18 protein-coding genes are annotated in these 13,535 nt (G+C 55.6%); 9 read left to right on the top strand and 9 right to left on the bottom strand.

Translation table 11 applies throughout. The features are described 5' to 3' along the window. Nucleotides 1-17: 17 nt before the first annotated feature. The 5 genes from CCASEI_RS10025 to rpmB all read right to left on the bottom strand — a co-directional run bounded on the left by CCASEI_RS10025 (nt 18) and on the right by rpmB (nt 1,962). Nucleotides 18-800: a putative nucleotidyltransferase substrate binding domain-containing protein gene (locus tag CCASEI_RS10025; protein ID WP_006822994.1), complete on the bottom strand. Its 783-nt coding sequence runs from the start codon at nt 798-800 to the stop codon at nt 18-20. Between the two features lie 186 nt (nt 801-986). Then, nucleotides 987-1,235, bottom strand: a complete 249-nt coding sequence (rpsR, locus tag CCASEI_RS10020) for a 30S ribosomal protein S18 (protein ID WP_003846456.1) — start codon at nt 1,233-1,235, stop codon at nt 987-989. Between the two features lie 14 nt (nt 1,236-1,249). Further along, the gene (gene rpsN, locus CCASEI_RS10015; RefSeq protein WP_025387904.1) at nt 1,250-1,555 is read right to left on the bottom strand and encodes a 30S ribosomal protein S14; all 306 of its coding nucleotides are present in this window, start codon (nt 1,553-1,555) and stop codon (nt 1,250-1,252) included. Between the two features lie 3 nt (nt 1,556-1,558). Next, on the bottom strand, nt 1,559-1,723 hold the full coding sequence (gene rpmG, locus CCASEI_RS10010) for a 50S ribosomal protein L33 (protein WP_006822996.1): 165 nt from the start codon (nt 1,721-1,723) through the stop codon (nt 1,559-1,561). A 2-nt stretch (nt 1,724-1,725) separates the two neighbouring features. Beyond that, entirely contained in the window at nt 1,726-1,962 is a 237-nt protein-coding gene (rpmB, locus tag CCASEI_RS10005; RefSeq protein ID WP_003846448.1) for a 50S ribosomal protein L28, read from the bottom strand. Between the two features lie 570 nt (nt 1,963-2,532). On the opposite strand from rpmB, the gene CCASEI_RS10000 reads away from it, so the two are divergent. From CCASEI_RS10000 to CCASEI_RS09980, 5 genes are all read left to right on the top strand, one after another. Further along, nucleotides 2,533-2,799 (top strand): type B 50S ribosomal protein L31, encoded by a 267-nt coding sequence (locus CCASEI_RS10000; RefSeq protein WP_006822997.1) that lies wholly within the window; start codon nt 2,533-2,535, stop codon nt 2,797-2,799. Between the two features lie 15 nt (nt 2,800-2,814). Next, nucleotides 2,815-2,988 carry a 50S ribosomal protein L32 gene (gene rpmF / locus CCASEI_RS09995; protein ID WP_006822998.1) on the top strand — a complete coding sequence of 58 codons (174 nt, stop codon included), beginning with the start codon at nt 2,815-2,817 and terminating at the stop codon, nt 2,986-2,988. 223 nt (nt 2,989-3,211) lie between these two features. Beyond that, nucleotides 3,212-4,735: a S1C family serine protease gene (locus CCASEI_RS09990; protein WP_025387903.1), complete on the top strand. Its 1,524-nt coding sequence runs from the start codon at nt 3,212-3,214 to the stop codon at nt 4,733-4,735. Between the two features lie 56 nt (nt 4,736-4,791). Beyond that, nucleotides 4,792-5,379, top strand: coding sequence for a MogA/MoaB family molybdenum cofactor biosynthesis protein (locus CCASEI_RS09985; protein ID WP_025387902.1), 588 nt, complete (start codon nt 4,792-4,794; stop codon nt 5,377-5,379). A 185-nt stretch (nt 5,380-5,564) separates the two neighbouring features. Continuing rightward, nucleotides 5,565-5,786 carry a hypothetical protein gene (locus tag CCASEI_RS09980; protein WP_006823001.1) on the top strand — a complete coding sequence of 74 codons (222 nt, stop codon included), beginning with the start codon at nt 5,565-5,567 and terminating at the stop codon, nt 5,784-5,786. Nucleotides 5,787-5,885: 99 nt separating this feature from the next. On the opposite strand, the gene mscL is transcribed toward CCASEI_RS09980, so the two are convergent. The 3 genes from mscL to CCASEI_RS09965 all read right to left on the bottom strand — a co-directional run bounded on the left by mscL (nt 5,886) and on the right by CCASEI_RS09965 (nt 7,863). After that, nucleotides 5,886-6,314: a large conductance mechanosensitive channel protein MscL gene (gene mscL, locus CCASEI_RS09975; protein WP_025387901.1), complete on the bottom strand. Its 429-nt coding sequence runs from the start codon at nt 6,312-6,314 to the stop codon at nt 5,886-5,888. Nucleotides 6,315-6,488: 174 nt separating this feature from the next. After that, nucleotides 6,489-7,157 (bottom strand): SAF domain-containing protein, encoded by a 669-nt coding sequence (locus CCASEI_RS09970; protein WP_025387900.1) that lies wholly within the window; start codon nt 7,155-7,157, stop codon nt 6,489-6,491. Nucleotides 7,158-7,326: 169 nt separating this feature from the next. After that, a complete protein-coding gene (locus tag CCASEI_RS09965) occupies nt 7,327-7,863 on the bottom strand; it encodes a 5-formyltetrahydrofolate cyclo-ligase (RefSeq protein WP_225868396.1) in 537 nt (178 codons plus the stop codon). A gap of 65 nt (nt 7,864-7,928) precedes the next feature. Between CCASEI_RS09965 and CCASEI_RS09960 the strand changes: the two genes are divergently transcribed. The 4 genes from CCASEI_RS09960 to sepX all read left to right on the top strand — a co-directional run bounded on the left by CCASEI_RS09960 (nt 7,929) and on the right by sepX (nt 12,646). Beyond that, nucleotides 7,929-8,852: a UTP--glucose-1-phosphate uridylyltransferase gene (locus tag CCASEI_RS09960; protein WP_025387898.1), complete on the top strand. Its 924-nt coding sequence runs from the start codon at nt 7,929-7,931 to the stop codon at nt 8,850-8,852. Between the two features lie 3 nt (nt 8,853-8,855). Then, entirely contained in the window at nt 8,856-10,121 is a 1,266-nt protein-coding gene (glp, locus tag CCASEI_RS09955) for a molybdotransferase-like divisome protein Glp (protein ID WP_006823006.1), read from the top strand. Nucleotides 10,122-10,138: 17 nt separating this feature from the next. After that, a complete protein-coding gene (locus CCASEI_RS09950) occupies nt 10,139-10,870 on the top strand; it encodes a GNAT family N-acetyltransferase (protein WP_025387897.1) in 732 nt (243 codons plus the stop codon). Nucleotides 10,871-11,020: 150 nt separating this feature from the next. Further along, nucleotides 11,021-12,646 carry a divisome protein SepX/GlpR gene (gene sepX, locus CCASEI_RS09945; protein WP_025387896.1) on the top strand — a complete coding sequence of 542 codons (1,626 nt, stop codon included), beginning with the start codon at nt 11,021-11,023 and terminating at the stop codon, nt 12,644-12,646. Nucleotides 12,647-12,790: 144 nt separating this feature from the next. Here sepX and CCASEI_RS09940 read toward each other — a convergent pair whose 3' ends face one another. Next, complete coding sequence (locus CCASEI_RS09940; protein WP_025387895.1) at nt 12,791-13,426, bottom strand: DNA-3-methyladenine glycosylase I; 636 nt, start codon at nt 13,424-13,426, stop codon at nt 12,791-12,793. Nucleotides 13,427-13,535: the final 109 nt, after the last annotated feature.

Here is a 13,535-nt window from a genome sequence, read left to right as displayed (position 1 = left end):
TGTGACCCGAGTGGGGCCTATTTCACACTCTGCGATTCTCGTGCAGAGATTGCAGCGAAGGTTTCCGCTACCAACCGGCAGGCAGCACCATAGGCGGTCCTGTCTAAAGCCGGCAGATTAGCCAGTGTAGTGCTGCGGCCATCCATATTCTCTAGCCAACGGCGCATTTCAATGCTTATTCCAGTTTCCCAGGCCATAGCCAGAGACTGAGCTTCAGAATCCGTCAGCAGCTGGCGCTCAATAGCGATTTCCAGACGGTCAAGCGTTGGGCGCGGCGACGGTGCCGCCCAACGAGCGATTCCAGCAACTGGTGCCAGCAAGTAAGACTCGATGTCCACTAGGCCATCTGGATCCGGCAAACCGTTGACCACTTCAAGGGCTGGCGGGCGAAGAGCCAGTGCCTCCTGCAGCAGCTGTTGCTCACCGCCGATACCAACTGGGTATCCGGCATCGACTCGCCATGCGAGCATATCTTCCTCAGCTTCACGTCCCTGCAGTCCCACGGACTCTAGGAGCTCCAGGAGATGATCGTCTTTGCCAATCCACGTGATTGGCATTGAAGGGATTGAGTCCCCGCGGCTAACGGCACCAGTAAGGCGAACCTGGCTAGAAATAGCGGGGGAGCGCACAACGTCTGAGATAACGCGAGAGAACCACGCTGAAAGCTCGGTTTCATCTTCCCGGTGGCGCAAGGCGTTGCGCAAAAGTTCCTGTGCTTCTGCAAGGATGCCTCGTGCGGCAGGCAGAGATTCGCACCTATTGGCCTGGGCGGCTAGTTCCCGCAACGACGTGTGCAGCATGGCGTCCTTCCAGCGAAGTAATGATTAAAGACCTTCTTCACAGAGTACTCGTTTAGCGCAATTGGGGAAACAAAAGACCCTTGGTCTCTCGCACCAACTGGTGGTGCAAGAGACCAAGGGTCTTGTGTCTTTACCGTTCACACTAAAGCCAACGGCAAAAGTGCGCTGTTGAAACCCGGCTACAAATTAGCGGGTGGTGAACGGCAGGAGAGCCATTTCGCGAGCGTTCTTTACCGCGGTAGCAACCTGACGCTGCTGCTGCGGGGTTAGACCGGTGACGCGGCGGGAACGAATCTTGCCGCGGTCAGAGATGAAGAGACGAAGGGTCTTGGTGTCCTTGTAGTCCACCTTTTCGATGCCTTCAGCCTTCAATGGGTTCTTCTTCGGACGGCGGGTCTGCTCCATCCGGAACTTCTTCTGGTTATTGCGCTTCATTTTTGCAACCACCCTTACCAGCTGGACTTGCGAACGCCTGGCAGCTCACCACGGTGAGCCATGCCACGCATGCGGACACGGGACAGGCCGAACTTACGGAGGTAGCCGCGTGGACGACCATCATGGGCGTCGCGGTTACGTACACGTGCTGCAGATGCGTCACGTGGCTGACGGTTCAGCTCGAACTGTGCGTCCATGCGATCCTCGTCAGAGGTGTTCGGGTTCTTGATAATAGCCTTGAGCTCAGCGCGACGCTCCGCGTAGCGGGCGACGATTTCCTTGCGCTGCTCGTTCTTGGAGATCTTAGACTTCTTAGCCATAGATTATCGCTCCTCGCGGAATTCGACGTGCTTGCGGACAACCGGATCAAACTTCATCAAAGAGATGCGGTCTGGGTTGTTGCGCTTGTTCTTACGGGTGACGTAGGTGTAACCGGTACCCGCAGTGGACTTGAGCTTGATGATTGGACGGATGTCATTACGTGCCATGCTTAAATCTTCTCCCCACGTGCTCGGATCTTCGCTACAACGGACTCAATTCCGTCGCGGTCGATGATCTTGATGCCCTTGGTGGAAACATTCAAGGTGATGGTACGGCCCTCAGAGGGCAAGTAGTACCGACGACGCTGTACGTTGGGGTTCCAACGACGCGAGGTGCGGCGGTGCGAGTGCGAGACTTGCTTGCCGAAGCTCGGCTCGCGGCCCGTTACCTGGCAAATAGCCGACATGGGTTCTCTTTCTCCTAGCCGCCCACATCATGGCTACGGCGCTGGCCTTCTCACGAGAATGACTTAAGCGTTCTTCGTGATGCTCTTTGAAAGGTGAGGTGAGGTAAAGAGCTGTTCAGGCTAGCTGCCAAATACCAGTAGACGGGGCGTATTTCGTACAAAGTGACAACAGCAAGGGACAACTTTACAGGTTGATTGCCCATTTACCTAATCGCCTGGGAGGATAAGATATTGCAACCTAGCTGGCACTCTATGGCCTGTCTCAGGAGTCACAAGTTTAACGGATTTATTCCTCATACTAGACCCCATTCAGATTCCATGCTCGTCCTGTACTGGGCGTGGTCATAGTTCCTGTATGGGGACAGAGTGAAACAAGTGGTAGTGATTTAGGTTTTTAGGGCTTAATCTGTATGATTAACCGAGTTGATCACCGCGCACGCTCGCGAAAGTGAATGTGGGCGCGTTAGTGAACTTCTTGTCAATTTGTCAGATACCCAACTCAGGCACGATCTTTGCCCTTTATAGCAGTGAAGAACCGACCTGAAGTTTCAACCCTGAGGGAATCGAATTATGAAGAAAGAAATCCACCCGGATTACCACCCGGTGGTCTTCCAGGATGCTGGTACTGGTAGCCAGTTCCTGACCAAGTCCACTGCCACTTCCTCCCGCACTGTTCAGTGGGAAGATGGCAACGAGTACCCACTGATCGTTGTTGACGTGACCGCTGAGTCCCACCCATTCTGGACTGGTGCACAGCGCGTTATGGACACCGCTGGCCGTGTTGAGCGCTTCAACCAGCGCTTCGGCGCAATGGCTCGCCGTAAGAAGAAGGCATAAGGAGGATAGAAAACAATGGCAACTCCTAAGTTTAAGAAGTCCCGCTCGAACACTCACCACCGTCGTTCCGCGTGGAAGGCAGACAATGTCGCCCTGCAGGAAGTAACCATCGACGGTCAAACCGTTCGTATTCCACGTCGTCTGGTCAAGGCTGCAAAGCTTGGCCTGGTAGACGTAGAGCAGTTCTAATAGACGAGAAGCTTCTACAGTCTTCGGACTGAAGTTCTAACAAGAGACACCGTGCAACTGGAATAGTTGCACGGTGTCTCTTGTTTTATGGATGGAGCGCAATTCCCAATTCCTGTCCTAGACCTCGCCGGATTTTCGCGCACAGGAAACGTTCAGGAACCCAGTTCCGGACTTGCAGAATTATTCCAGTACTACATAAGTTTCGTGAGGGAGAATACCTACCATGACTTCCAAAGATGATCACTCCGATTCCCCGCAGAGCTACTCGCGCGGCTGGAATCAACCTCGTTCGGAGCACCCTGAGACGCCGAACGATTCTTCTTCACAAAACTCAATCGAGCACACCCAGGAAATTCCGACGCTATCCGCCCAAGCCGGGCAGGCTCCGCACGAAGCGCAATCCGCCCAGCCGGGTAATTCAGCACAGCCGAATGCACAGGGGCCGTACGGCGCAGCGGCGGCGAACAACGGCTCTGGAAATTCTGGCTTTGATCCGAATGCCTATGGTCCAAACACCTACGGCCACGGTGCAGCAGCGGGGCAGCCAGGCTATGGTGCACAGGCCGGTGGCACATACGCAGGTGGCGTCGGCACTGCGGAGGCACCCGGCGTGCCGGGTGGGGATGCGGAAGGCCCGAAGCCATCGAAGACAAAGCGCACCGTCGGACTCGGCACGGCGCTAGCCATGATGCTGGTCGCTGGTATCGGTGCCGGCGGTGTCGCCGGCTATGTTGTCGGCAATTCCAATAGCAATGGCGGTAATGGCACTTCTGTCAGCGAGATTCTCAACAGCCAGCCGGTGAACAATACCAATAGCACCGGTGAGGAGGCTGCGGCAGGCACTACGGAAGCGGTTGCTGCCAAGGTAACCCCGGCGGTGGTGGCTATTCAGGTGATTTCGGCCAATGCGGCATCGGAAGGCTCTGGCTCCATTATTTCTCCTGATGGCTATGTGCTGACCAACCACCATGTGGTCTCGGGTGCAGAAAATGGTAGCACCATGCAGGTCACCATGAATGATGGCACAAAGCACGAAGTAGAATTTGTAGCATCCGATGCGAACACCGACGTTGCAGTCATCAAGATCGTCGACGGCCAGGATCTCCCATTCTTGGAGTTCGGCGATTCCTCATCACTGCAGGTTGGTCAGGAAGTTGTGGCTGTTGGTTCGCCACTGGGTCTGAACGCAACAGTGACCTCAGGTATTGTCTCCGCGGTTAACCGTCCTGTCCGTGCATCTCAGGGTGGCGGGGAGTCGTCACTGATTGACGCAATTCAAACTGACGCTGCAGTTAACCCTGGTAACTCCGGTGGTCCTTTGGTTGATATGAGCGGCAACTTGGTGGGTATGAACTCCATGATTGCATCGCTGTCCTCGGGTACTGGCGGTGAAGCCGGATCCATTGGCCTGGGCTTTGCTATCCCATCCAACTTTGCGCAGCGCATGGCTCAGCAGCTCATTGATAACGGTCAGGTTGTGCACCCAATGCTTGGTGTGCAGGTAGACGGCCGCGATATCACCGATGGCGCACACATTGTTTCTGTTGAACCAGGTAGTGCTGCGGAGCAGGCTGGTTTGGAAGAAGGCGATGTTGTTACCCGCGTCAATGACCGTGCTATTGAAGACGCCGATTCTTTGATTGCGTCGATTCGCGGCCAGGAATTTGGGTCCGTGATCACCCTCGAGGTTACCCGCGAAAATGAAGATTCTTCGCGAGAGGTAGAGGTTACCTTGCCGAAAGAGTAGTTTAATAACCAGCCTCATGACGCCCTAACGACATATCAATTAGAATTGGGACCACTATGACAACCGACTCGAGCCCGGCCGCCGGGCTAGTACACCGCAACACCCTCCTGGAAATGGATGAACCAGACGACGCGTACTTGTTGGCGGCAGAGCAGCAAAATGCTCCGCAGCCTTACCGTCGCGCACTCGTAGTTCTAGCGACCGACCACCCGGACGAGCTGGCTGAAGAAAACTCCAAGCTGTGTACAGAGTTGCTGCAAGAGGCAGGATTTACAGTTGACGGTGCTATCACCGTGCGGATGAAGAAGTCCAAGATCCGTCAGGCCATCGAAACCGCTGTTGTCGGTGGCGTGGACTTAGTTCTGACCGTGGGCGGCGTGGGCGTCGGTCCACGCGACAAGGTTCCTGAGGCAACACGCGACGTTCTGGACCAAATGGTTCCCGGCGTTGCGCAGGCAGTGCGTTCCTCCGGCCAAGCATGCGGTGCGGTTGACGCGTGTACTTCCCGCGGTATCTCCGGTGTCTCTGGTTCCACCGTCGTGGTTAACCTGGCATCGTCTCGCGCCGCAGTACGCGACGGCATGGCTACGGTGGCCCCGCTGGTTCACCACCTAGTTGACCAGCTGCAGGAATACTCCGTCTAGATTTATTCACTCCCGCGTCGGGATCCAGTCACGCACCTGGATCCCGTCGCCTTTATAATTGCGGGGGAGAAGCTGGCCCGAAGTTGGGCCACCAAGCAAGCCTGGCCAACCAGACCAAATCAGGCTAACGCCAGACGAATCTGGAGCAGTCAGAAACAGGCAAGATGCCGTGCAAGGAGGACGCCGTGCCACGCAAACGTCGACGGGTATTTAAAGAATCTGATTCGCCGAACTATGACCGCACCGCGGATCGGCCTGATTTTGTTTCCGCGTTTCCAGACAAAGATGAGGCGGCAGATGCCACCCGCAGCGTGGAGTTAGATGAAGAACAAGCTGACTCCGGCACGCCCGATAGGGCTTCAGAAGAATTCTGGGCAGAGCAGCGTCCACCACACCACGGTGCCTAGGGCGCCTAGAACTCAAGAGTTTTAGGGATGACAAAAGCGTCCAGCTAGCTACATTGTGTAACTAGCTGGACGCTTTGAGTGTTTTACAGCTTGGGCGAACTACTTGGTGATGTCGCCTGCTGGGCCGGTGGTGCCGCCAGCCTGGCCAGCCATAAGGTCGCGGATTTCTGCGAGCAGCTCTTCGGAGGTTGGGGTTGGTGCTTCTTCTTCAACACCCAGACGACGCTTGTTCATCTCGTTGAGCTTGTTGATTGGCGCAACGATGAAGAAGTAAACAACACCAGCGATGATCAGGAAGTTGATAGCAGCGGTGATGATTGCACCGAAGTCAATGAAGGTGGATTCATTGTCGGTGATCTGGAAGCCAAGGCCTGCCATATCAGCAGAGCCGAAGGAGTTGATGATTGGCTGGATGAGGGAGTCGGTCAGCGCAGTTACGATTGCGGTGAAAGCGCCGCCGATGATGACACCAACTGCCAAATCGATGACGTTGCCGCGCATGATGAAGTCTTTAAAGCCCTGAAGCATGATTATCCCTTTTCAAATACTTATGTCTTAGCTTGAACTGCGAAGCAAATGAACCGTTAGGACTGTAACCACATTTAGTCCAAGAAGCTAGCTAACTTCTTATAAAGTGATGGGCAACACTAATAGCTAGCTCCTTAAAGTGTCAAGGTTTTCGCAGATATCCGCAGGTAGAAATTACTCTTCGAGATTGTGTTTGATATTTGCGCGCTCACCGGTGATCACCACTGTCAAAGGTTGAGACAAGGACGCACTTGCCACTACTTGTGCTTGTTCAGCGGGCAAGGCAATCAAAATTGTGGCGGACGCTCCAGCGCTGGCGCGCCCCGAGTTTCCAGCACCAGAAGTAATATCCGCTGAGGTGGCTATCACCCGTGCCTGCTCAGCCACGACCACTGGCGCGAATAGCCCTGGGGAGTATTCATCCTCCCGGGAAGTCACCACATTGACGGTATCGCCGTGATGGAGCAGTGACACCAAGTCTGGCTCGGCCAGTTTAAGCGGAACCATATGCCCGTCCGGGACCAAATTGGACGTTAACTCATCACCTAAAAGCCGCAGCTCCGTGACAAACTCCCCGGCGACAGCAGGCGCGGTGACAACGCGGCCCACCACCTCATCTGCTGTCATCAATGTGCCATTGGTGGGAATGGCATCTTGGGCGACGCGGATAGTGTGAACATCTTCTGCCTCCAATTCCTGGCCGGCGCCCACATCCCGGGCAAAGACCAGCACCTCAGGATTATCACGCAACCCACTCGCTGCGACGAATAGCGCGGCAAGCAAAAGCCCCATACCCACAAGTCGGCGAAGCAACTGCGAACGCGCATGTCCTGGGGTCTGCAACGTCTTAACTAATGAAGGAGCAGACCGAGACGAAGAACTTCCTGAAGTGCGTGTGGAAGATCGCGATGTTGCGCGCTGGGTAGCTGCGCGAGATGAAGCTGTGCGGGGAGATTTAGGTGCGTGGGCCATACCAATATATGACGGGACGGCACCCCATAAACGTTCCCGGTCAGTCCGTAATTACGGAGTCAACTGCTTGATCAAAGGAGTCATGCGGGACTTCATCGATGACTTCTTCGGCATAAACCACGGCAATGACCTTTGGTCGCGGCTGTACGGCGGCAAGGGCGCGGTCATAATAGCCAGCACCTTTGCCCAGACGCATGCCTGATTTATCAACTGCCAAGGCCGGGGCAAAGATGATGTCCAACTCGGCCAACGTGGTGCTGTCATATTGCTCACCGATTGGTTCAGCAATGCCCAACGCGCCAGGTGCCATAGATTCCGGACCCTCATACAAAGACCATGTCAACATTCCATCTTTGCCCGAAAGCGGCAGCCAGACTTCAGCTGCTACTGCGTGAAGTTCTTCCACAAAATTTTTTCCACCAGGCTCTGAACCAAGTGGGGAATAAGCCGCAACTTTGAGGCCCTTGGCTTGTTCCAGGATGGCGCCGGTAAGCGCTGCATCCTTCGCTGCTTTCACGTCTTCAGTGAGTTGTTTGCGGGCACTGGTGTGCGCTTGGCGGATGTCTTGTTTAGTCATTGCAACCATAAACACATGGTAGTGCCAACACGGAAAGGCAGGGGTCAGAATGTAAGCTGTTCGTTATGGTTAATGATCGCGAGGATGCTTCTGCGTGGGTAAGGACCGTTGTTGTTCCTGCTGCTGGAATGGGAACTAGGTTTTTGCCGGCGACGAAGACTGTGCCGAAAGAGCTGTTGCCGGTGGTAGATACCCCGGGTATTGAGCTTATTGCTGAGGAAGCTGCTGCTGTTGGCGCCGATAGGCTGGCTATTATTACTGCTCCTAATAAGCAAGAGGTTATGCGGCATTTTGAGGCGTTCCCAGATTTGGTTGAAACGCTTGAAGCGCGCGGTAAAGAAACTCAGTCGGCGAAGGTTAAGCGTGCGCATTCTTTGTTGAATCCGATTGCGGTTGAGCAGGATAAGCCGTTGGGCCTTGGTCATGCTGTTGGTTTGGCTGAGTCTGTGTTGGCGGAGGATGAAGAGTTCTTCGGTGTGATGTTGCCGGATGATATTGTGCTGCCGATGACTGCGATGGAGCAGATGGTTGCAGTGCGTAATAAGCTCGGCGGTTCGGTGTTGTTGGCTGTGGAGGTTCCGCGGGAGCAGACCTTCAACTATGGCGTGTTTGATGTCCAGGACACTGATGATGAGTCGGTGAAGAAGGTTGTCGGGATGGTGGAAAAGCCCGATCCGGCTGATGCGCCGTCGAATTTGGTGGCTACTGGTCGTTACGTTCTGGATCGCAAGATTTTTGATGCTTTGCGTCGTATCACCCCGGGTAAAGGTGGTGAGCTGCAGTTGACGGATGCGATTGAGTTGCTGATCCAGGAGGGTGAGCCGGTGCATGTTGTGGTGCATCAGGGTACTCGTCATGATTTGGGTAATCCTGGTGGTTATATTCCGGCTAATGTTGATTTTGGTTTGAAGTCGGATGTGTATGGTCCTGCGTTGTATACGCAGTTGAAGAAGATTATTGCTGATTACGAGGCAGAGAAGGGCCTGTAAATTATGCGCTCTGTGGGGCAACAGCTGGCATTGGTAATGGATGCGGCGGTTAAGCCGGAACCGGTCCGAACGGCGATTGCTCATGCCTTGGGGCTAATGTGCGCTGAGGAAGTACAAGCTAATCAGCCGCTGCCGGGCTTTCCGCAGGCAGTCATTGATGGTTACGCCGTGCGCGCTGTGGATGTCGGTGGCGAAAAAGCCATCGGTTCGCAGCCAGTGGAAGAGGGTGTGGAAATTGAGCGCTCCCTTCCCGTCGTCGGTGAGGTGCCCGCTGGTTCCCGCCAGCCGCTTCGTCTGCAGCCGCGTCAGGCAGTTCGTGTGTACACGGGTGCGCCATTGCCCACGCTTGCCGATGCCGTCTTGCCGCTGGAATGGACCGACCGTGGCCGCAAACGTGTCACCGCGCACCGCCCGGTGCGCTCAGGTGACTTCGTGCGCCGCGTCGGCGATGACATCCAGCCGGGTGACGTCGCTGTTTCCTCCGGAACGGTGCTGGGCCCTGCCCAGATTGGTCTACTAGCTGCTGTGGGGCGTTCCAAAGTCTTGGTCTATCCACGCCCGCGCGTAACCGTTTTGTCTTTCGGCCGGGAACTGGTTGACGTTGACCGTGAACCAGGTCTGGGTCAGATTTTTGACGTTAACTCTTACTCGCTGGCCGCTGCCGCGAAAGAAGCTGGCGCGGATGTTCAGCGCGTCGGCATTGCACAGGGCGAGCCCCGCCGAATCAAAGAAACCTTGGAAACCTACCTGTCACGCTCGGAGGTGCTGGTGATTTCCGGTGCCGTGGGCGGTGCGGGCTCTGAGGTTATCCGCAAGGTGCTCGATGAACTCGGTGATGTGGATACCACGCGTGTTGCCATGCATCCGGGTTCAGTTCAAGGTTTCGGATTGCTGGGTGAAGAGCGCACCCCAACCTTCTTGTTGCCGTCTAACCCAGTCTCCGCACTGGTGGTTTTTGAAACTTTCGTGCGCCCACTGATTCGTTTGAGCCTGGGCAAGCGCGTGGCGAATCGGCGCGTGGTGCGCGCCCGCGCGCTGAACCACATTGAGTCCCGGCCAGGCCGCCGTGGATTTATCCGTGCTCGTTTGATGCGTGATGCGGAAACCTCCGACTACTTGGTGGAGGGGCTATCCGGTGCGACCGGTGCACCAGCGCACTTGTTGGCCGGTCTGGCTGAGGCCAACGCTATGGTTCGTGTTCCTGAAGATGTCACGGCTATTCGCCCGGGTGATGTTGTGGACGTTGTCTTCTTATCGCAGCGCAGCTAGCCAGGATAAGACCTTCAGTGTTTGATCCTATTGGCTGGCGCCTTCCGCGCCTGAGCCCCGAACCTTCCTCCCAGCGCCACCCGTTCCATCCCGGGTGGCCGGAAGTTACGCCTCTGGTACTACTTCCAGATTCGAAGAAATTTCCGCAGGGTATTCGTTTACGTCTGCGCCCACTTGTTGCAGGCGATAAGGACGCGTGGCGTACGCAGCGCATCCGCGATGAAAAGTTTCTGCGTCCCGTGGAACCCACCGCGATGGGCACGTGGAAAGACGCGCATTCTGCCGCCAACTGGCGCAGCCACTTTCACTACTTGGGCACCAGTGCGCGCGCTGGGCAGATTGTCCCCATGGTCATTGAGGCCAACGGCCAGTTTGCGGGGCAGCTCACTTTGGGCAACATTCAGCATGGTGGAATTAGTGATTGCTGGATTGGCTATTGGGTCTATTCCAAGTTCACCGGATCCGGTGTGGCGACCGCCGCGTGCGGTTTAGGTGTTGACCACGCGTTTCGCCGCGTGGGCTTGCACCGCATTACCGCGACGTATATGCCGGAAAACCCGGCATCGGGCAAAGTTCTTGCCGCTAATGGCTTCCGTGAGGAAGGCTATCTGCGCCGCAACCTGCACATCAATGGTGCGTGGCGTGACCATCATTTTGTCGCGATTACCCGCGAGGACTACTCCACCACAGCACTTGACCGCCTGTGCTCCTCAGGCCGCGTGCTTGGTCGCCTCGCCAGCGACAAATAGCCAAGGTTCGCGCTTAGAATCTCCTGGCAATTGCCCGCATTGACCCATGCCTGCGGCGTGGCAGGGAAGAAGCCTTCGGTGAGGGACGTAATCTGGGATGAGATTTACTGTCTATCCCTTAACCGGAAGATTGAAAGGTGGCTGAGGCTCGTGTCTCCAGGATTAGCGATTGTTCTCATCATCGTGGTGTGGCTACTGGTATTGGCTCCCGTTTTGTTGCGTGGCCAAAAGCCAATGAGCCGCACCGGCGAAGCATTTGATGACACCCGAGTCCTCTTTGAGGGTGACTCTGGTGTGCTGGAGTCCAACCGCGGTCCAAAGCTTTCTGCCAAGGCAGCGCGCATCAAGGCTCGCAAGGAAGCCGATGCCGCCAAGAAGTCACAGGCTGACGATGCCTCCGCAGCCGACGATGCCGCTTCAGCAACCACCAGCGAAGAATACGCACAACTCGGCGATGTCAAGGCTGAGAAGCAGACCATTGCCGGCGCTGCTGCACGCATCAAGTCCGAATACGACAACGCTGCATCCGCAGAGACCGCTGAGGCCACCGAAGCCGCTGCCACCGCCGAAGCCGGCACCACAGCAGCCGACACCACAGCAGACAATTCAGTAGAAGCCGAAACCATCGAAGGTGAAATCGTCTACGAGGTCGACACCATCGACACCAAGGACATCAATGGTGCCGAGGGAACAGATTCCGCAGACGTTGTTGATGCCGAGTTCACTGACGCTGACCTCACCGACATTGAAGCTGAGAAGCAAAATACTCAGGCTGATGAGCCAAAGGCAGATGCTGTTCCAGTTTCCGCAGTGCTTATTGATGACGACGCTGAGCTGCTCGATGAAGATGATGACATCTTGCTCGAAGACGAGCCACGCGAAGAAGCTAAGCCTAAAACTGAAGAGGCAGATGAAAAGCAGACTTCTGCTGTAGCGGCTTCTGAAGGCCAGGTATTCACCGCGCCAGCTGCTTATGAGCTGGCGGATGATGCCTACGACATGGATGACACCTACCTGTCACCAGTGGACATGATGTATCCGGGTGCGGTTGACTCCGACCTCGTCGAGGCAAAAGACACCACTTCTTCTCACCAGGACAGCGCTGCCGACGCTGACAACGCATCCTCCGACGCCGACAACATCGACAACAACGATAATGTTGCTGACGCTGATGCTGACATTGACGCAGAAGAGTCGGTTCAGCAGCCAGTTGAGGTTGCAGAATATGACGATGAGTTTGAGGACAGCTACGTTGCAGCAGGTTCTGACAGTGAGCTGTCTGAGGAAGAACTTGAGTTCGCTCAGGCTCGCGTGGGCCGCGGCGGCTGGGATCCTGAGGCGGATGCAGCGAACAAAGCAACGCGCTACCAGCGTCGTCAGCGCACGCTGTTTGGTCTTGCACTCGTTGTAGTTCTGACTGTTGCTTTGGGTATCGTATTCGGCGGTTGGCTGTGGTGGACTGCTGCAGTTGCCGGCGGTCTCACCGTCGCTTACCTGGTTGCGCTTCGTACTCAGGTCCGTCAGGAACAACAGCTACGTGCCCGCCGTATTGCACAGCTGCGCCGCGCACGCCTTGGTGTTCGTTCCGCTGAGGATGAAGAACTAGCTATCCCTCGTTCGCTTCGCCGCCCCGGTGCAGTCATTGTAGAAATTGATGACAGCAGCCCAGACTGGGATCACCTTCCAGAGGTTTACGAGGAAGTCGAAGAAGCCCCGCAGCGACCTTCCCAACGCCGTCAGCGTCGTGATGACCTCGCTTCCCGCCGCGTTGGCTAATCCAAAGCTATTAGGCCGAAAGCTATAAATTCGAAAGTAAGAACTCTTCGTAGTTTCCTTTCCAGCGCGCATTCCCCAGAACTAAAGGTTCTGCAGGGGATGCGCGCTGGAGTGTTTTCTAGGTGAATTTCGGGTGCATCGGTATTAGGCGGCGTTTGACTGTCTGCGGACAGCTGGAACCATGCCGATTGCCTGCATGAGTGCAGCAATGAGTCGGGGACCAAGCTGCGTAAAGCCGCGTTTCTTCAACTCTGTGGCGAGCTCAGAAATCTCGGGAGTTCTTCCAATCAAATCCCTGACTGTCTCGCAGGCATAAGCGGAGTTGGGGTCATGCGCCCACACAAAGGCGGATAGTCCACCGTGTTCACGAAGCTCCACGGTGGCACGGGCATTAGTCACTGCGGCTGAAATCTTTCGCTTGTTGCGGATCATGGTCTTGTCTTTGAGCAGACGCTCAACATCGTCATCGGTAAATGTTGCAACAGCATCTGGCTCAAAGTTGTGGAAGCACTCGCGCAGGCGCTCACGCTTGTTAAGCACCATGGACCAATTCAGGCCGGCCTGGAACCCCAGAAGCGCAATTAGTTCGTAGAGCTCGCGCTCTTCATAAAGAGCCTGACCCCATTCATGGTCAAAGTACTCACGGCTCAGCGGTGAGGTGCGCGCCCAGCAGGGATAAACATCATCATCGAAGCTCGAATCACCGTTGAAGGAGTTGAAGGATGTGTCATCATCGATGGCTGATTCAGTATTGTTTGGGTTCTCATTAGTAGTTGTCATGTGGATCTAGACTTCAAATTCTGTGCAGACGTTCCCTGAGCTTTTGCCACTGAGAATCTCACACCCCGCGCTTTCGTTGGAGCGTGGTTAACCGGGTAATCTGATAGCC

Source organism: Corynebacterium casei LMG S-19264, assembly GCF_000550785.1.
Taxonomy (GTDB): domain Bacteria; phylum Actinomycetota; class Actinomycetes; order Mycobacteriales; family Mycobacteriaceae; genus Corynebacterium; species Corynebacterium casei.
Note: the sequence above shows the minus strand (reverse complement) of the source record. Positions and strands in the feature narration are given on the sequence as shown.